The following is an 18,616-nucleotide window of genomic DNA, read 5'->3' as shown; positions in this document are numbered from 1 at the left end:
TGGCCGGCCTCCTGCACCGGCCTGAATGGTGAATCTGATTTGCTCACAAAAGGGAATCCCCATGCCGATTCCGCCTAAATTCATCCCGCTCTAGTGGGAAGAGGTTTCCTTACCTACGCAGTCTTAGAGCCGGCAACACTGACCGGTTCAGGCTATTGAGTGTCTGAAGAACCGTTTGTGGGCATCGATGATCCACGAAAACACTCGATCGTCTTTCTAACCGCTTCAGAACCTTTCTGGACGAGATCAAACCTCTGACCATGGAGCAACCATTCCCAACACATGCCGTTGACCAGCCATTTGAAGGTCCAGGCAGCACATTGCGGTGTCCATCCCGGAGACAACGAGCCGGTGCTGGCGGCGCGATCCAGCACCTCGATGAGCGTCTCCATCTGCTTTGCATAGTTTTCGGCCATGGCATTGGCTACGGGCTCCAACTCGCCCGTAAAATTCGTGCGGGCAAGGATCGTCAACATTCTTTGCCTGGGAACATCGGTGGACACGAGCCGCAACCAGTCTTCGGTGGCTGACTGCAGGGCAGACAGCGGGTCGCGGTCCCTTGCATCCGCCTGCAGCAGTTCAAACATTGTGATGTCCGACAGCCTGACGGAGTCATAAAGCTCGAGAAACAAGTCCGTCTTGCTCTTGAAGTGCCAGTAGATCGCGCCGCGCGTGAGGTTGGCTGCCGACGCGATCTCGTCCAGCGTTGTTGCAGTTACCCCTTTTTCAAAAAACATTTGCTCGGCAGCTGCCATTAACGATGCGCGGGTCTCGGCTGCTTCCGCCTTGGTTCTGCGCATGTCTCCTCCTCAACTCGATCACTCCGCTGCCTGGGCGGGTTGCTGTGACGCTGGTACATCATTTTCCCGCCTTCTATCAAAAAGCTTCATGATAAACACGAAAAATACAGGGACGAAGAAGATCGCAAGCAGGGTAGCGGAGATCATGCCGCCAAGGACACCTGTGCCTATCGCGTTCTGGCTTGCCGCGCTGGCTCCGGTTGCGATCGCCATCGGGACGACGCCAAGCGTGAAGGCAAGCGACGTCATCAGGATCGGGCGGAAGCGAAGATGCGCCGCTTCCACGGTCGCTTCGTAAGTCGATTTGCCTTCGGCCCTGAGATCTTTGGCGAATTCGATGATGAGAATGGCGTTTTTCGCAGACAGACCGATGATGGTGATCAGGCCGACGAGGAAATAGACGTCGTTCGGCATATCTCTCAGCATGACGGCCGCGACAGAGCCGATGACGCCGAGCGGCACGACCAGCATAACCGAGATCGGGATCGACCAGCTTTCGTAGAGCGCTGCAAGCAGCAGGAACACGAACAGGATGCTGAGACCAATCAGGGCAGGGGCCTGGGCGCCGGACTGAATTTCCTGTAGGGACTGACCAGTCCATTCGTAACCGAACCCGGTGGGCAGATGGCCTGCCAGCCGTTCCATTTCCGCGATGGCGTCGCCCGTGGAATACCCGGGACCGGCTTGCCCGGCGACGCGGACGGCCGGATAGCCGTTATAACCGACAACCTGTGACGGCCCGCGCACCCACTCGACACTCGCAAACGATGAGATCGGCACCATTCCGCCGCTGGCGTTGCGCACGTTGAGCTTCAAGAGGTCCTCTGCCTGCATGCGCGCGTTACCGTCCGCCTGGACCGTCACGCGCTGCATCCTGCCGGCATTTGGAAAGTCGTTCACGTAGGACGAGCCGAGATTAGCGGTAATCGTGGCATTGATATCGCTGAACGTGACGCCGAACGTATTGGCTTTCTCCCGGTCAATCAGCAGATTCAATTGAGCAGAATCCGGCATGCCCTCAACACGCAGGCCTGCAAGTACGGGACTCTTTCGGGCCTCCGCCATCAATTGGGCCGCAGCCGCACCGAGAGCCGTCTGTCCAGCGCCGGATCGATCCTGCAGGCGAAAGGTGAAGCCACTGGAGTTTCCAAGCCCCTGGATCGGTGGAGGGGACAACGCAAATGCGATCGCGTCGCGCAGGCCGAAAAGCTTCTGGTTGACCCTTGCGGATAGGGCGACCGCAGAATCCTCGGGCCCACGTTCGTCCCAGTCCTTAAGTGTGATGAAGGCCAGGCCTGCATTCTGTCCGGTTCCCGAGAAGGAATAACCGGAAATGGCAATGATCCGGTCGACCGCTTTTTCCGACAACGCGACCTGCTCGAGCTGCTCAATAACCTCGAGCGTGCGGTCGGTGCTTGCCTCTGCAGGCGCCTGGACGTCTACGATCAGGAAGCCTTGGTCTTCATTCGGAAGGAAGGAGCCGGGAAGCTGCAGATAAGCCCAGCCGAGACCGACGACCAGAGCGAGATAGACTACCATGAAACGGCCAGCCCGCTTGATGATCCTGCTGACGAGCGAGGAATAGCCGTGCGAGGCTTTGTCGAAGCCACGGTTGAACAGCCCGAAGAAACCTTTCTTCTCATGGTGACCATGCGGGATCGGTTTCAGAAAAGTGGCGCAAAGAGCTGGCGTCAGCGACAGGGCGAGGAACCCGGAGAACAGGATCGACACCACCATCGTCAGGCTGAACTGCTGATAGATGATACCAACGGCGCCGGGGAAAAAGGCCATGGGTACGAAGACGGCGGTCAACACTAGCGTGATACCGATGATCGCACCGGTGATCTGGTTCATCGCCCTACGGGTCGCTTCTTTTGGAGGCAACTTCTCCGCCATCATGATGCGCTCGACATTTTCGACGACCACGATCGCGTCGTCCACGAGAATGCCGATCGCCAGCACCATGGCGAACATCGTCAGCACGTTGATCGAGAAGCCAGCGACGAGCATGACGCCGACTGTTCCCAGCAGCGCCACGGGAACGACTACCGTCGGGATGATGGTGTAGCGGATGTTCTGGAGGAACAGGAACATCACCGCGAAAACCAGGATCATCGCCTCAACGAGTGTGTGAATAACCTTTTCGATGGATATCTCGACAAAAGGACTGGTGTCGTAGGGAATTTCGTATTCAAGGCCCACGGGGAAATAATGTTTCAGGTCCTCCATGACCGCGTGGACGCCCTCTGATGTGGCCAGCGCATTACCCGTCGGCGACAACTGAATGCCGATCGCCGCACTCGGCTTCCCGTTGAGCCGACTTGAGAAGTTGTAGGTCTCGGCCCCGACCTCGAGGCGAGCCACGTCGCGCAGGCGGACCGAGGAGCCATCGGGATTGGCGCGTAGGACAATCGCCCCGAATTCCTCCGGCGTGCGCAACTGGCCCTGGACATTAATGGTCGCGGAAATTTGCTGGCCGATTGGATTGGGCGTCGCGCCGATGCGTCCTGCCGCGACCTGCGCATTTTGCGCCCCAATGGCGCTGATGACATCGGCTGAGGTCAGTCTGAGCCCGACCATCTTGTCCGGGTCGAGCCACACGCGCATCGAGCGTTGGGACGCGAAAAGTTGCGCGCTGCCCACACCGGGCACGCGACGGATTTCACCGAGTACGTTGCGGCTGAGATAGTCGCCCAGGCCGATTGCATCTGTATTGCCGTCGGTCGAAGTAAGCGCCACCATCATCAAAAACGCAGTGCCAGCTTGTTCCACGCGCATGCCTTGCGCGGTAACAGCCTGAGGCAGACGAGGCTCGACGCGGGCGATACGGTTTTGCACCTCGACCTGAGCCTCGCCGATATTCGTGCCGGGCGCGAACGTCACATTGATCGCGATACGACCTGACGATTCCGACGTCGACTCGAAGTAGATAAGGCCCGGCACGCCGTTCAGTTCTTCTTCGATCGGTCGCGTCACGCTCTGATACACATCTTCCGGCGAGGCTCCGGGATAGTTCGTCGAAATAGCGATCTGCGGAGGAGCGACATTGGGATACTGCGCGATCGGCAGGCTGGGCAATGCCAAGAGCCCGCCGATGACGATGAAGAGGGCCACGACCCAGGCAAAAATCGGCCGGCCGATAAAGAATTGTGCCATAACAAGCGATCCTTACTGGTTGGCAGCCTTGGCTTCGGGGGAGGGTTTGTTGTCCGGCTCTGCCATGTCGGATTGCTCGCGCGGTATGGCTGGTGCCGCTGCGTTCGCAACCTGAGGCGGAACCCAAGGTTCAGGCGCCACCTTCGCGCCGGGTGCTGTTTTTTGGAACCCTTCAGCCAGCACGCGATCACCAGTTTTGAGCCCCTGGGTAATGACCCAGCGATCGTTGACCGAACGGCCGACGTTCACACGCCTCTGTTCGACCGTATTCTCGGCATTGACGATGAGCACGCTCGCCTGACCGCCCGCATCGCGCTGGACAGCCTGCTGTGGCACGGCGATTGCCGCGCTCGCGATTCCCTGCTGGATCTGAACCCGAACATACATGCCAGGCAGCAGGTCTCCGTTCGGGTTGGGGAACTCTCCCCGCAATGTCACCTGACCGGTGGTTTCGTCAACCGCGGCTTCGGAGAAGAGCAGCCGACCCGGCACGTCGTAAGGTGTGCCGTCGTCGAGGATAAGCTTGACTTCAGCCTCGTTCGGTCCGGTCATCAGTTGGCCGTCTTGTAGGGCTTTGCGAAGCCGGATCAGATCGGCGGCGGGCTGTGTGAAGTCCGCATAGATCGGGTCGAGCTGCTGGATTGTCGCGAGGTTCTCCGAGCTGTTGGTACTGACCAGTGCCCCTTCCGTAATCAAGGCACGACCGATACGGCCGCTGATCGGCGCGGTTACCTGCGAGTACTGCAGACTGAGACGCGCACTAGCCAAACCGGCTTCCGCTATGGCGACTTCGGCATCGGCTTGCGCAAGCTGGGCGATGGCGTTGTCGTATTCCTGCTGGGAAGCAACATTGTTGCGGCGGAGCTGCTGCTGCCGGTCTGCCGTTTGGCGTGCCTGAAGCTGGGCCGCTTGAGCGCGCTTGAGTGTCGCCTCGGCGCTGTCGACCTGGACCTGAAACGGCGCCTGGTCGATGCGATAAAGGACATCGCCCTCTTTGACCAGCGAGCCTTGCTCAAAGACACGTTCCACCACGATGCCCGACACCCGCGGTCTTACCTCGGCAAGCCGGGTGGGCGCAATGCGTCCGGGCAATTCGTTGGTGATCGGAAGGGTTTCTGCTGCGACGGTCACCACCCCCACTTCGGCCGCCGGCCGAAGTGGGGCAGCCGCCTGTTCTTCCTTCTGGCAGGCAGAAAGCAAGGCGGCTCCCAGCAGGATAACGGTTGCACGCAGGGCAGTGGTCCGCATCTTGAACTCCATATTTTATCTTACGGCCTATTTACATACATTTTCGTAGGTATATAAATCGGATGTGTTAATCAAGCAGATTGTTGCATTGCGAAAAGAAAATCGAGAGGAAGTCGGTTTGGAAATAAGGGAAGTTCAACGGTCGGCCCCTAAGGGTTATTTTGCGCTCGCGTTGGCCCCGGTGGCTCACACAAGCCGCTCGTCAACTACGCATTGCGAACTGTAGAAGACACGGATGTGCACGTCCCCACGCCGCAACAGCGGACATCCGCCGAGACGCGCATCACCGCTGATGCGCGTCTCGGATTTTTTAATGTTCATCCGCGCCGCCGCGTCCCGAAAGCGTCGTAAGATCAGCGATCGCTTTCAAGGCCCATATGACGGTGGGCGACTGTTCGTGGTCGGCATTATTCTTGTCGATATGGCCACTGTCGCTTTTGCCAACTCCTTTTTCGGTCGACTGGCTTTCCAATATTGGCCCGGCATGGCTTCGGTATTTGGCGGTCTTCTGCTGGCGATCATCATCATCAGACTGGGGCGCCCGAAACTCTATTTCGATTGGATAATCGTCGGTATTCTGCATCTCTGGCTCGGTCTGATCCTCACAAACGATCCCTTGCTTGCCTCAACGTGGTCGCTCGCCTCGTTCTACGTCATCCTCGCGGCTTCGGCGGCGCTCACGACCTGGATCGGTGTAACGATTGGCATCTTGGGGGACGGCGGCACCTGGCTAGTGGCGGGTGGTCTCGCAAGTTTCGTCTGCGCGGTGGTCGGGGGGATCATCAACGGCTGGACTGACTTCAGTATCGAACCAGACGTGATACTTGGCACGAACCTACTTTTGCTAGGGCTTGCCATCGGTGGGCTCGGATTGTCCCTTCGTAAAACGCTGAAATAATGTTGAGCAATATGGTCTAGAGATCGCCGCCGCCACCATGCAGATCAAGGATGTTCTGGCTGTTGCTGGTTGACTAAGCACTCATGGCGAGGTGGAACTCGAGTGGCGAACAGGCGTCATCTGGCGAACCTATTAAGCGTCGGCGAGCCGGAAGACGCGAACAGGAAAGCGGAACATCAGCCCGTAAGCTACAATGTTAGTTCCATAAATCGCATTATGCGATTTTCACAACCTAAGATAGCCGTATTAACGGCGCCCTCCTCCTCACTCATGCCAGTGAATGGAGCGCGTAGCCGGTTTTCTGAAACGCGCAGGCAATTGAAACTGCATGATAAATTGCGGCATCTCCCTTTGAAGGAGTGCTTTATTTCTTTACCAATCCGAAGGAGATGGATATACTTCAGGTAGATCATCCGAGCCCCCGTCGCGTCAGGATACGACCTCTCGGGTCACTAAAGCGAACTAAATTTGAGCATTTGAGCCATTGGAAAAGAACGGGAAGATTTTTGTCCCTCCTCCGAAGGACGGACGCGATTTCAAAGAACTGTTCAAGCAGTTAGCCGCCGTGGGAGCGGGCCGGCCTTTGGGTCGGGACGGGTTTCCACAAGGCCCGTGGACGCCGGAGTTGTTGGCGGAGGCGATATCACAGATCGACTCCAACCGGCTCGGCGTCGATTTGCGAACAGTCCAGCTCTGGTTTCAAGAAAACGATAAGGGAATCAGCCCTTCCAACATCCGCTGGCTGGCACGGATCTATGGCTGCGACGATCCGGAAGCGACGAGCGAATGGCTCGTGGAACTCAGTGCAGCGCAATCGCGGCTGACCTCTAAGAGGCGAAGTTCGAAAAAATCTGCTGGAAGCATGGCATCCTTCGGCCCTGAGACGTCGCCGCCTATTATGGTTGATTATGAAGAACCTGCGGGCAGTATCGCCCAAGACAATGAAGTTTCCCGAAAAAGACAACCGTTAAGCTTAGCTGAGAGATCGGAAGCGCTTTTCACTCATGGATCTCCCTTGAACCTTCCGGCATCGATATTCGCCGGTGCTTCCGCCCTCGGGTTTCTGTCGTACATCGTCGGGATCGCCAGCATCACCTATAGGCGGCCGGACGGCGTCGTTAAGGAAGTCGGTTTTCTATGGGCACCGAACTGGACCCTTCTCTTCATGGTACTCCTGCCGCTATTTTTCGCAGTTGTGATTGAGCTGCTGGCATTTTGGAAACAGGACGCACGCGTACGCCTGGCAGCACATGCCGATAGCTCAGAAAGCACCAAAGCCTGGGCGTGCAATGTTCGCGCTTATTCATATTCCTATTGGGCCGTTTTTCTGATCTGCATCCTGGTCGCTGGCCTTCTTCAATGGATCGGCGTGTGTCTCGTCCCCCTGCTGGAGGGTAGTGGCGATTACGCGATCAGCTGGGGCACGATAGCCATTGTGCAACCTGATCTCATATCGGTGCCTGTAGAGATCGTGTTCACCGCGCTTTCCTACCTTTACATGAGCATTTGCTTTTATCTCTTTTTCGCGGGCCTGATTTTGCTTCATACGATCGTCCACGATCTTTGGAAAATCGAAGGAGGCGCAAAGACGCAGCCAGAGCACGAGCATCGGCGCGAAATCCGCCTTAGGATCATGCGGGGAATTTTCCGCTGCACCATCCTTGGTGTTCTCGTCGCCGTGTGCATGAAGATCCAAAGCGCATACCTGAACTCCAATGGCGAAGACGTCATGACCTGGATAATTCACGATATGTCTTCGGTTCTCGAAGGCCACCCTGATGGTAGCCACAGCTTGGGCTATCGAATGCCAACGCATTACAGCAGCCTGCTTGTCGCCATTTCGGCCTGTGTCGTATTTGTATACGGTCTTCTTCGCCTGGCTTTCGAAAAGGAGTTCCGTGTGACTTTGTGGAAGATGTCAGCGGTCCTAGGCCTGCTCTTTGCCAGCTATCTGTTGATCGACGTCTTTGACGGCTTTTCGACCTTCCTCGGCGTTAGTGTTCTACTCGCCGTATACGGCCTCTTTGATCCAGAGTTCGGGCAACGGCGGCAGACCGAATTGGAAAGCAACCAGAGTGTATCATAGATGGATTGACCGGTGGGACGAGCAGCGGGCGCGGCGTGGCGAGGAAGCGAAGACAGCGAAACCTATCTTTCTCGACAGCTGCCTCGCTTTCCCGGACCAGAAGAGGGTAGGAACTGTCGAGGAGTTTTGTGCCCTTGCCGACCAAGCTCTGGCTGATCCAAGATTTTATGGCGAACCGAGCGAGAGCGATGATGGCTTTGAGATACAAGATGGGTGGTTGAAATTTCCTTCGGACATATCAACGGACGTCGAAGAGAATAACTTTGTTTGGGCGAAGGTAACCGAAAGTGGCTCGCACAACCAGGCATTGGTGATCTTCCACCACTGGAATGCCAGCCGCCGAAATCATCAGATCGCCAAGTATTTGTCGCGGCGTGGGATCACGACGGTCGAGATCGCCATGCCCTATCACTTCGAGCGAAGCCGTCCTGGCTCGCTCTATGCCGAGGACATGCTGAGCGCGAATCTCGGCCGAACGATCCAGTCTGTAAGGCAGGCCGTATGGGACGGACGAAAGCTGATCCGCTGGCTGAAAAGCGAAGGCTATCGAGAGATCTCGGTTCTCGGCATGAGCCTTGGCTCATGGGTTGCGGGATTGATCGCGGCACATGAACCGGCCGTAACAAAGGCGTCCTTGTTTTTGACGGCGGGTAGCCTCGCTGACATGGTTTGGACAGGCCGTGCGACCCGGGCGATACGTGAAGGCCTGGAGCGTGCGATCGAGATAGCCGATCTTCGTAGGGCGTGGGGGCCGCTGGATTTGGAGAACTACGCGCATAAGCTGGCGCGACCCAATCTTGCTCTTCACGCGGTGATCGCGACCAGAGACAAGGTGGTGTTACCCGAACTATCGAAACACTTCATAGAAAAACTACACGAAGCCGGGGCGAGGCCAAACGTCCTGGAGCTGAACTGCGGTCATTATTCCCTCGCGATGCCCCCGTACATATTGCTCGCAGGATTAAGCCTGAAGCGTTTTCTGTCGCGGCGAGGCTAACGTACGAGGACCGCAAAGGATCCCTGATGGCCGACAAGCAGAGCGGGCCTCCCGCTCTTCTCGCTCCCGCGTCTGTGAAAAATTTTCTGTTCTAGATCAATAGTTTGGGAACGGCATTTCGTTTGGTTTCGCTAGGATTCGCATTCCCTCACGCAATCTGCGGTAAGCACCGTAGTTACCAAATGTCAATTTTCAGCAAGGCCTGGTTCCAGTGGAAGCAGAGCCTTAGCGCTTATTCTGAACGGACACACATCGCAATCGACAGCGCACAGGAGAAGCTATTTCAGCTTTGAGAGCAGCCATGGATTCTGACGTATTCGACGTGCATTGCATCCGCAGGCAAGTGGGCTCAACTGGCTTGGTCATTTTCGAGCGTGACGACATCCCTGCTGACAAATAGGCCGCAGCTCGAAGACCCGACGCTGGGCGATATTGAGCTGTGGCCGTCTACTTATGGTCTGGATCCTTCGCTTCACCCGATGGCTGGAGCGCTAAGAACGACTCGACGATCTCCAAGAGCAACTTGGTCTTTTCGGCTGGGAGTTTTTCAATGTGCTTCATCAACCGGTAGCGGTTTTTCGCTTCGTTCTCGGATGTACCCCACAGGTGCGGAGCCGCCGCAAATATCAGATCAAGCGGCGAAAAATCCAGCAGTTCGCCGAGATGCACGAGGCGCGTGACGTGCAATTTAGCCTCACCACGCTCGTAGCGCCCATAGACCTGAGGAGTTAAGCCAACAAGAGGGACCAATTCCGGCCGGGTAAGCCCGTGTTCTTCGCGGGCAATGCGCAAGGCTTCGCCGAGCTTCTTGTCCATCTCGCCGAATTCGACAATGCCTTCGAAGCCCTCACGACGATAGATCGGACTATCGATCTCCGGATCACGAGCCTCAACGAGTCCGGCGCTTTCGATATGGTTTTGTGTTTTCGCGGTCATTTCCATCGCTCTGAGCGCTTTGCTTTCGCGATCTATATCACCCGAAGCCGTATTCAAAGCAAACGCCTCGTCCGAAATACGGAAGACCTTCGGATTTTGGGCAAGCTTGAAACGATATTCCACTGCCGAGACTGCCCGCAGCAATGAGATTGAATTCCAGACATGGCAGGTTTGATATGCTTCAGAAACATGAGCAAGGCAAAGGCCAGTTCGAGCTTTTGTTGGCGGAATTTGTGGCGATCGGCAAGAAGGCAAAAGCACTCGATGCAGCCGACGGCGCGCACCGGGCCAATGAGCTTACGGACCTGCGATCAGAAGCGACACGCATCCTGAAAGAACTTGTCGATCGCTGCCAGGAAATGGACGCGACCAATGAATGGCGGCCCTTCCTTGCCATCGCGCTGATTGCCGCCACTGCGGAAGGAAGCGATCTCCTTGGCTTCGACCTGCTCGAACTTATGGACAGAATTTTACCCAACTGATTGCTTGCGGCCTTGGGCTTCCCCTCTTTACGACGATCGCAATACCGAAATGGTCGCAAAATTTGCATTTCAGCGACAATAGCATCGACCATCTATTTTGTATAGAATAGCCAGTTATTTAATTTGATACGCAATGCTCATTTCAGCGAATGACGGTACGTGATTTGCTGGCCTGGAATGTCCGTAAGCTTCGAGTCCTGCGAGAGCTCTCGCAGGAGCGACTTGCGTTCGAAGCCGGGCTCGAGCGCGTGTCGATCTCGCAAATCGAACGAAAGCAGATCAATCTCGGCATCGACTCCGCGGAGCGTATTGCGCTCGCGCTCGACGTTCCCGTACACGCCTTGTTTATCTCACCGTCCGAAGGTGAAGAGCCTCCGGCGACGCTGAAACGTGGCCGGCGCCCACTGTCCTAACGCCGCCGCGGAAACTCACCTATTTCTGCAGGTCGAAGAAATAGCGGCTCGTGGTTTTTGTTGTATCGTCCCGGATATCGAAATAATAGGGCTTGTCCCGCAACGGCCGCGCCATGAATTCCGTGTAGGTGCAGGAATGCTCCCCCGAATAGACCCGCGTGACACCTTCGGCTGTCTGCGAGTTCCCGCCGAAGCGGTTCCATCGCCCTTGTCCGCATTCGTTGACAACACGGCTGCAGCGCGACAGGTCGGACCGTCCAATCCTGTCGCCGTTGTTTTCGGCCTCGGCCGGGTTCCATCCGCTTGGGCAATCGGCATATCGTTCATAACCCGGCTTACCGGAGCCGCCATCCGGACATGTCGGCCAGGAGAAGCGGGGCCGTTTCATGGCGCTGATCAGCTTGTTCATCGGTGGCAAGCAGGTCGCGATCGAATGCCAGGAAGGATTGTCTGAGGCCGCGCACAGAAGCACCTCGCAGCCCCACTCGCTGGCGAGAGCTTGTTTCTGCGCCCAAGGCGCCAAGGCTATCGACACCGCAGCGAAAATTAAAATCCACCTCATCGGTACCCTCCTAGATTTGGTGGATCAGCGATCCCGTCTGACTGGCGCGCGTCGCGCATCGGCAAACGGCGGCGTGAATTCCACTTTTCTTTCTCTGAGCAGATTGATGTCCGCCGCCGGACGACGGTCGAGCGTGCGGTCGACAGCCTTGGCCCGCCACTCGTTCATATCGAGGACATAGGTCCCCCAGATCCCATAGCGCGCCGACACGGCGTAACGCTGGGCATCCACATAGGCCGGCTGACGCGGCGCGTCTGGCGAGAGCCGCGCCCAGCCGACGCGCAGCATTTCGTGAGCGAGATCTCGGCTGCCGGACCGGCATGTCCCGACAGGCATGGCATCAGCGCCAAAACCGCGGATGTCACAGGTGACCGATCCTGAACCGACCGTGCGTTTCAGCCAGGCCTTCGCCAGCGCGCCACAAGGTACCGGAGCCAGAGCACCCGTGCTCGCATCCCCGGCCCTCTTCGGATCGAAGGCCCATTGCGGCAATTCGCAACCATCGATGCCGGCGAGGCGGACGGAGCGCCCATATGTCGGAAACCAGAGCGACGTGCCATCGATTGGCGTCGCTCTCCCCTTCATCACGACATGCTGCCGGACGACGGGCGCCCTATCGGCAAAGGAACCGCCGATGGGGTCCGCCGCACCCGCAGGGGCGGGTATCAAAAGCATCAGAGCGGCAAGAGCGGACAAGTGTCTCATCCTATTGGCCCTCCCGCTGGCGGGCCAGTCTGCTCAGCAGCAGGGAGGGATGCTGGACGTCGGGAAACTGCCAGAGGCCCGCTTTCCGCGCCCTCGCCTGCTGCTCGGCTACCGCATAAGGCGCGTGAACCGGAAGGCCTTTCGCATCGAGCGCAGCGAAGGCGTAACCTTCGGTGATGAGCGCCGTCGCAAGATCCAAGCGCTCGCTTCCCACCGTGCCATAGCACAGCACGAAACGCGTTTCGCCATCGACCGCCACCGGGGCGCATTGCGGCCCGATATCCTTGATAAACGCCGCAAGCACGGCGATCGAGGCCTCGCCGCAGTCCTGCCGCCCGCCGGAACGGTCGGTAAAGTATGTCCCGCGCAAACAGGACTGGACGCCATAGAGGCGATAGCGCTCGCCATGATCGATCCAGCTGTCGCCGGTTTCCAAGGTGACGCCGGCACCGAGGGCCACGTAGTCGGCCGCTTGCGCAGAAACGGTAACGGTGCAGATCGCCAGGGGAGCAAGCAGCCGGGCGCACTTCATCTGGCTTGCTCCTGCACACGCGGATCGGCCCACATGCCAAAACCCCCTCGCCCGATCTTTTCGGCGTCAGCGAGATCGCCCCGAAGCGGGCTGCCATCCGGCTTACGCGCGAGCTTCAGCGCACCGATCGAAACGAGTTGCTCCTCGATATTGTCCACCGTGTCGAGCGAGCCGGGAAAATTGTAGTAGCCGAAGCAGGTGACGTCCTGCTTCGCAGCCTTTTCCTCCGTCAGAAAGGCCCGGCAGAAGATCACCCTGGCGGCCTTCAGCTTGATCGCAAGCTGCTCCCGCCCGTAGTCCTCGCAACTCCCTGCGAACCCTTCGCTGCGATTGACCATTTCCCCCTGGCAGGGTTCGAGCCCGTAGAGGTGCAGCGACACCTTGTCATCGACCCTGACATCGGTCGGTGAGATCGCCTTGAACCCTTCGGCCGAGGAATAACCCTTCCGGGAAACCGCTTTCCTGCCCCCGTCATAATACTCGACGACCAGGACGGTCTTTCTGGGCGCGGCAAGCGAGCGGACATAGTCCTGATTGACAGAACCCGCCGCCTGCACCTGACCAGCCAAAAGTAGCGCCGACAGGACCGCGCCTGCAACACTTCGAAAACAGGACATATCCATATTTAGTATCTCATCGTTTGACAGAGCGATGCAGATTCCCTCTTTTCGACTCGATTTCTTTGATGTACGAGTTACCTTAAATAGTAACGTCATGCAATCGTAAATCCACGCTTCTGGCTTCGCAAGGCGAGGCCGAGCGCGCAGGATTCGAGGTGGATCGCCAGATGCATTACTTGCTGAGAATCGCACTTCCGGCGACATTGACGATCGCCCCCTTCGGCCACCAAGCGGCTGCAGGAGATGGATCCCTGTTTAATTATAAACGCTTTTCCAGCGAAACATGGGAAAACACTAGCGCGACATCAAATCTCTCGGACCTAAGCTCCGCCAATCCTTCCCTATCCTTCGACCTTGATCCCAGTGGCGTGGCGATGCCGGCTGCTACGCTTGGCATACCGAACAAATATAGTAACGCCTCAAAGGGCAAAAATGGCAAAGAAAACGGAGAGGTTTTGCCGGATTGGCTATCTCAAAGAGGTATCAATAACGGATACGTCTCTGCAACAGAGTGCCCAACGTCGCCGCTTGCGCCGGATCAGATTGCCCGCCTGACCAAAATGGCGGCCCAACGCTATGGCGTGGCACCGGAATTCGCATCCGCCGTCGTGTGGGCGGAAAGCCGCTTCGACCGGGTGCGCAACAGCCCGAAGGGTGCGCGCGGGCCGATGCAGTTGATGCCGGACACAGCGCGCGAGCTTGGGGTGGCGGATGCCTGCGATCCCGAAGCCAACATAGACGGCGGGGTCCGCTATCTGCGCGCCCTGCTGGACGAGTTCCAGAATCCCCTGCTGGCAGCGGCCGCCTATAACGCCGGACCACAGGCGGTCCGCGATCACGAGGGTATCCCGCCATACAGCGAAACGATCGACTATCTAGCGGAGATCCTGAACTTCCAGCTCGGTCTGCGCTCCCCAGGCAAACGGCCCGCTTCAAACAAATCCAATCACCAGCCCACAGACATCGGCGTCATCGGCGGCGTGTCCGTCGGACGCTTCGTCGCCGGGGTCATGAAATTCTGACATGCGAGAGGACAAGGACATGAGGAAGCTGTTTCGTTTATCCCACCTTCATCGCCGCCGCCTTTTAGCCGCCGGGATCGCCATTGCGATCGCGCAACTGGCATTCTCCGACGCCGCCCATGCCCAGTCGCTCGGACAGGCATTCAGCCCTGTGCAGGCGATCTTCCAGGCGGTCGTCGACTTCGTCAACGGACCCTTCGGACGGCTATGCGGCATCATTGCCGTCATGTCCCTCGGCTTTCTTGCCTGGATGGGCCGGCTGAGCTGGATCATCGCCGGCAGTGCCGCGCTCGGTATCGGCTTCGTCTTCGGGGCGCCCGGGATGGTCGATGCGATGATCGCTCTCGTGGGGTCGGGAACATGATCGGCGAAACTTCAGAGAAGCCTGTACTCACGCCGCTGGTGATCGGGCTGACGCGGTCGCCGACGCTTTGGGGCGTGCCCTATCTTGCCGGCGTCATCATCGTCGGCGCCACGATCATCGCCTGGCTCGCCAGCAATTCCATCTGGGCGTTCCTGACCGCGCCCGCCACCTACATGACGCTGTTCACCCTCTGCGCCTGGGATGCACGGATCCTCGACGTCCTGCAGGTCGCAACCCGGATGACACCCCGAACCCGGAACAAGACGTTCTGGGGCGCGAACTCCTACGGGCCATGACCATGCTGAAGGCGATCCGCGATGAGCTCGGCTTCGGATCGATCGGTCACCGCGAGCGGCCGATGTCGGCGCATATCCCCTATCTCAGGCACGTCGCAGACACCGTCATCCGGTTGGAGAGCGGCGCCCTGATGATGGTGCTGAAGCTCGATGGCCTCTTCTTCCAGACGGAGGACCAGGCGGAGCTCAACATGCGCTCGGTCGTCCAGAACACGATGATCCGGGCGCTCGGCTCCAGTCGCTTTTCGCTATGGTCGACGGTGGTCCGCCGGCAGGTGGATGCTGTCATGGACGGCGCGTTAGAGGATCGCTTTTGCGCGGTCCTCGACCAACGCTACATGGCGGCGCTCGGCCAAAAGCGTATGTTCACCAACGAAATCTACCTGACCGTACTGCGCTCCGGCCTGCGCGGTGTGCTCGCCGCCGGCGACACCGTTCGCCGATTTCTGAACCGGGCCGCCGGACGGGAGGCCGAGGAGGAACAACTTCGCGAGGCGATCAGCGAGCTCGAGGAACTCGCCGGCAACATCGTGCGCGATCTCGGCAAATATGGTGCCCGGACCCTCGGTATCGCCTATCGCGATGATGCTCCTTATTCCGAGCCCTGCGCGTTCCTCAATACCATCCTCACCTGCGGCGTGCCGCGCTACATGCGCTTGCCGCGCATGGGCATCGCCAACTACGTCGGAACATCGCGGCTGCATTTTTCCAGGCGGACCCTGCAGGCGCAGGGCGCGGTGGCCGAGGACAACCGCTTCGGCGCCATGCTGTCGATCAAGGAGTACCCGCCCTTCACCGGCCCCGGCATGCTGGACGGGCTGCTGCAGGTTAATCACGAATTCATCCTGACGCAGTCCTTCACGATCGCCGACAAGCCGATCGCCCAGGAGCGCATCACCCGGCTGAGGCGCCAGATCGGCGCGTCAGACGAGGCAGGAAGCGATGTCGAAAACGACATCGATTTCGCGCTGAACAGCCTTCTCAACCAGGAAGCCGTGTTCGGCTACCATCACCTGTCACTGCTCTGCCTCTCCCGCGATGTCGATGGCGTCAACAAAGCCGTATCGGACCTCGGCGCGTGCCTGACCGATATGAACATCAATTGGCTGCGCGAAGATCTCAACATGGAGGCGTCCTTCTGGGCGCAACTCCCCGGCAACCACACCTATATCGCCCGCAAGGCGATGCTCTCGAGCTCCAATTTCTCCGGCCTTTCCTCGATGCACAATTTCGCATCAGGGCAGCGGGAGGGCGCCCATTGGGGGACGCCGATCACCATCCTCGAAACGACCAGCCAGACCCCCTACTGGTTTAATTTCCATCAGCGTGACATCGGCCATTTCCTGGTCACCGGGCCGACTGGGTCCGGAAAAACGGTGGCGCTGACCTTCCTGCTCGCCCAGGCCTTTCGGGTGCGGCCGAGGCCGCGCGCCGTCTTCATCGACAAGGACAGGGGCGGCGAAATCTTCATCAGGGCGATGAACGGCGCCTATGAGGTCCTGACGCCGGGTACGCCAACCGGCTTCAATCCGCTGCAGCTCGAAAACACCGGCGAGAACCGTGAATTTCTGCTGCGTCTCCTGAAGGCAATGTTGCGCAAGGGCGATGGCAGCGTCTTTGCACAGGAAGAGGAAGACACGCTCGAACGCGCGCTCGTCAGGTTGATGCAGGAGCCGGTTGCCGAGCGAAACCTCGCCAATCTCGCCGGTCTGCTGACCGGCCGGTCCCGCGCCGATCCGAACGATCTACATTCCCGGCTGCGGCCCTGGATCGAAGGTGAGAAGGCCTGGCTCTTCAACGCGCCCCACGACGTCTTGTCGTTTTCTGGTCGCTCAGCATTCGGCTTCGACATGACCAGCATCCTCGACAATGACGAGGTACGCACGCCGGCCTTGATGTACATCTTCCATCGCCTCGACGAACTCTTCGACGGTACACCGGTAATGATCTTCATGGACGAAGGCTGGCGCCTGCTGCGCGATCCGGTCTTCAGCGACTTCATCGTCGACAAGATGAAGACGATCCGCAAGCAGAACGGCATCGTCGGCTTCGGCACGCAATCGGCCGCCGACATCGTCCGATCGCCGGCCGCCCATACCATCATCGAGCAGTCGGCGACCAACATCCATTTCCCCAATCCGCGGGCCGACGAGGAAAGCTACATCCAGCGCTTCGGCCTGACGGCGAAGGAATTCAACTTCGTCCGCAACACGCCGCCGGAAAAACGCACCTTCCTCGTCAAGCACGGCAATGACAGCGTCATCGCCCGCCTCGATCTCGGCTCCATGCCCGACCTCATCAAGGTTCTTTCCGGACGAAAGGAGACAATCGAGGAGTGCAGCCGTCTTCGCGACGCCTTTGGTGATGATCCCTCCGCCTGGCTCCCAAAATTCTGCGGCTGGGAGGAAGACACATGAGAGCCGCCCTGCTGTCCGCGGCACTCCTGTCGGCCGTTTCGGCGTCGATCGCCTGGGCGGACGTGCCTGTTGTCGACGACACAAATCTTGGCGAACGCAAGGATCGGGATTCGGCCACGTCAGGCATCGAGGACGCTGACCATGACCGCTATACGATCCACACATCGGTCACTTGCTCGATGTATCGCCCAGGCCGGCGCAATGATCCGGTCGGTGCGGCCGAAGCCAATCCGGAGATTTCCGGCCTCGTCCGGCGAGTCGCCCGCGAGGAAGGTGTCGACGAGAACCAGTTTCTCGCCCTCGTCTATCAGGAAAGCCGCTTCAACCCCTGTGCCAAGTCCTCTGCCGGCGCCACCGGGCTCTCCCAGCTGATGCCGGGCACGGCCTCACAGCTTGGCGTCGATGAGAACAATATCGAGCAGAACCTGCGTGGCGGAGCGCGTTATTACAAACAGCAGCTCGAGCGCTATAACGGCAATGTCTCGCTGGCGCTTGCCGCCTATAATTCCGGTACCGGCAACGTCAACAAATATGGCGGTATCCCGCCCTTCAAGGAGACGCAGGGCTACGTCGCCTCGATTACGCAGCAATGGCTGCCGGCCTTCGGCGGTTCCGACAAGTCGGCAATACCCCTCAATTTTGGGGGAGGAGAAACCGCCTATACCGGCATGCGCTCGTCCACGCTGAATGCGATGGGCGCGACGGCGGCGACGCAGGATAGCCTTGCCAATGTCGCGAGCTGGTACCAGCAGCTCGGGCAACTCCAGACCCGCACCATTCAGGATAGCTGGGACCACAATTCGACCGCTCGCAACGCCAATCTGGAGATGATGAACAATGTCATCCGGCTCGGCACGGCGATGGCCGATCTCCTCAATTCGCGCAACGCGGTTTCATCGGCCAACCTTTCGGGCTCGTCGCGCAGTTCGGTGCACAAACACGACGACGACAAGCCCCGCGACGTCACCGACTTGTGCGATCTGCGCCAGAACCTCGTCTGGAACGATGAGGAGAAGGCTTGCGTCGCGGAGCGCGAATCCGAGGACAAAGTGCAACTGCAATTGCAAACGCAATGACAGGAG

Annotated in this window: 18 protein-coding genes; 10 read left to right on the top strand and 8 right to left on the bottom strand. The window is 58.6% G+C overall.

The genetic code is table 11. The features are described from left to right. Positions 1–152 precede the first annotated feature (152 nt). Genes J2046_RS32350 through J2046_RS32340 form a run of 3 tightly spaced genes read right to left on the bottom strand, consistent with a single transcriptional unit; the run spans position 153 to position 5,216 of the window. The gene (locus tag J2046_RS32350; protein WP_210058810.1) at positions 153–800 is read right to left on the bottom strand and encodes a TetR family transcriptional regulator; all 648 of its coding nucleotides are present in this window, start codon (positions 798–800) and stop codon (positions 153–155) included. 18 nt (positions 801–818) lie between these two features. Then, positions 819–3,956: an efflux RND transporter permease subunit gene (locus tag J2046_RS32345; protein WP_210058808.1), complete on the bottom strand. Its 3,138-nt coding sequence runs from the start codon at positions 3,954–3,956 to the stop codon at positions 819–821. 12 nt (positions 3,957–3,968) lie between these two features. Continuing rightward, on the bottom strand, positions 3,969–5,216 hold the full coding sequence (locus tag J2046_RS32340) for an efflux RND transporter periplasmic adaptor subunit (RefSeq protein WP_210058806.1): 1,248 nt from the start codon (positions 5,214–5,216) through the stop codon (positions 3,969–3,971). Between the two features lie 301 nt (positions 5,217–5,517). On the opposite strand from J2046_RS32340, the gene J2046_RS32335 reads away from it, so the two are divergent. The 3 genes from J2046_RS32335 to J2046_RS32325 all read left to right on the top strand — a co-directional run bounded on the left by J2046_RS32335 (position 5,518) and on the right by J2046_RS32325 (position 9,185). Continuing rightward, positions 5,518–6,102, top strand: coding sequence for a hypothetical protein (locus tag J2046_RS32335; RefSeq protein ID WP_210058803.1), 585 nt, complete (start codon positions 5,518–5,520; stop codon positions 6,100–6,102). Between the two features lie 484 nt (positions 6,103–6,586). Then, positions 6,587–8,188: an RcgA family putative transporter gene (locus J2046_RS32330; protein WP_210058801.1), complete on the top strand. Its 1,602-nt coding sequence runs from the start codon at positions 6,587–6,589 to the stop codon at positions 8,186–8,188. Continuing rightward, a complete protein-coding gene (locus J2046_RS32325) occupies positions 8,178–9,185 on the top strand; it encodes an alpha/beta fold hydrolase (protein ID WP_210058799.1) in 1,008 nt (335 codons plus the stop codon). Before J2046_RS32330 ends, J2046_RS32325 begins: the two co-directional genes overlap by 11 nt. 447 nt (positions 9,186–9,632) lie before the next feature. On the opposite strand, the gene J2046_RS34290 is transcribed toward J2046_RS32325, so the two are convergent. Next, entirely contained in the window at positions 9,633–10,244 is a 612-nt protein-coding gene (locus J2046_RS34290) for a helix-turn-helix transcriptional regulator (protein ID WP_280107556.1), read from the bottom strand. Positions 10,245–10,264: 20 nt separating this feature from the next. On the opposite strand from J2046_RS34290, the gene J2046_RS32315 reads away from it, so the two are divergent. Together J2046_RS32315 and J2046_RS32310 are read left to right on the top strand one after the other, a co-directional pair. After that, positions 10,265–10,603, top strand: a complete 339-nt coding sequence (locus J2046_RS32315; protein ID WP_210058797.1) for a hypothetical protein — start codon at positions 10,265–10,267, stop codon at positions 10,601–10,603. A gap of 149 nt (positions 10,604–10,752) precedes the next feature. Further along, positions 10,753–11,016, top strand: a complete 264-nt coding sequence (locus tag J2046_RS32310) for a helix-turn-helix domain-containing protein (protein WP_210058795.1) — start codon at positions 10,753–10,755, stop codon at positions 11,014–11,016. 19 nt (positions 11,017–11,035) lie between these two features. On the opposite strand, the gene J2046_RS32305 is transcribed toward J2046_RS32310, so the two are convergent. Genes J2046_RS32305 through J2046_RS32290 form a run of 4 tightly spaced genes read right to left on the bottom strand, consistent with a single transcriptional unit; the run spans position 11,036 to position 13,438 of the window. After that, positions 11,036–11,578 (bottom strand): hypothetical protein, encoded by a 543-nt coding sequence (locus J2046_RS32305; RefSeq protein WP_210058793.1) that lies wholly within the window; start codon positions 11,576–11,578, stop codon positions 11,036–11,038. A gap of 24 nt (positions 11,579–11,602) precedes the next feature. Beyond that, positions 11,603–12,283 (bottom strand): thermonuclease family protein, encoded by a 681-nt coding sequence (locus tag J2046_RS32300; protein WP_210058791.1) that lies wholly within the window; start codon positions 12,281–12,283, stop codon positions 11,603–11,605. 1 nt (position 12,284) lies between these two features. Next, positions 12,285–12,815, bottom strand: coding sequence for a thermonuclease family protein (locus J2046_RS32295; protein WP_210058790.1), 531 nt, complete (start codon positions 12,813–12,815; stop codon positions 12,285–12,287). Beyond that, entirely contained in the window at positions 12,812–13,438 is a 627-nt protein-coding gene (locus tag J2046_RS32290) for a hypothetical protein (protein ID WP_227705919.1), read from the bottom strand. Before J2046_RS32290 ends, J2046_RS32295 begins: the two co-directional genes overlap by 4 nt. 152 nt (positions 13,439–13,590) lie before the next feature. Between J2046_RS32290 and J2046_RS32285 the strand changes: the two genes are divergently transcribed. From J2046_RS32285 to J2046_RS32265, 5 genes are read left to right on the top strand one after another with little or no spacing between them, the layout of a single operon-like run. Continuing rightward, positions 13,591–14,457 carry a lytic transglycosylase domain-containing protein gene (locus tag J2046_RS32285; RefSeq protein WP_325169816.1) on the top strand — a complete coding sequence of 289 codons (867 nt, stop codon included), beginning with the start codon at positions 13,591–13,593 and terminating at the stop codon, positions 14,455–14,457. A 19-nt stretch (positions 14,458–14,476) separates the two neighbouring features. Further along, the gene (locus tag J2046_RS32280; protein WP_210058788.1) at positions 14,477–14,821 is read left to right on the top strand and encodes a TrbC/VirB2 family type IV secretion system protein; all 345 of its coding nucleotides are present in this window, start codon (positions 14,477–14,479) and stop codon (positions 14,819–14,821) included. Continuing rightward, positions 14,818–15,117 (top strand): VirB3 family type IV secretion system protein, encoded by a 300-nt coding sequence (locus J2046_RS32275; RefSeq protein ID WP_210058786.1) that lies wholly within the window; start codon positions 14,818–14,820, stop codon positions 15,115–15,117. Before J2046_RS32280 ends, J2046_RS32275 begins: the two co-directional genes overlap by 4 nt. A gap of 2 nt (positions 15,118–15,119) precedes the next feature. Then, positions 15,120–17,534 carry a VirB4 family type IV secretion/conjugal transfer ATPase gene (locus J2046_RS32270; protein WP_210058816.1) on the top strand — a complete coding sequence of 805 codons (2,415 nt, stop codon included), beginning with the start codon at positions 15,120–15,122 and terminating at the stop codon, positions 17,532–17,534. Continuing rightward, positions 17,531–18,610 (top strand): lytic transglycosylase domain-containing protein, encoded by a 1,080-nt coding sequence (locus J2046_RS32265; protein ID WP_210058785.1) that lies wholly within the window; start codon positions 17,531–17,533, stop codon positions 18,608–18,610. Before J2046_RS32270 ends, J2046_RS32265 begins: the two co-directional genes overlap by 4 nt. Positions 18,611–18,616: the final 6 nt, after the last annotated feature.

Origin of the sequence: Neorhizobium petrolearium, assembly GCF_017873175.1 — a bacterium.
GTDB lineage: Bacteria > Pseudomonadota > Alphaproteobacteria > Rhizobiales > Rhizobiaceae > Neorhizobium > Neorhizobium petrolearium.
The sequence above is the reverse complement of the archived record's forward strand: the minus strand, read 5'-3'. Positions and strand labels throughout refer to the sequence as shown.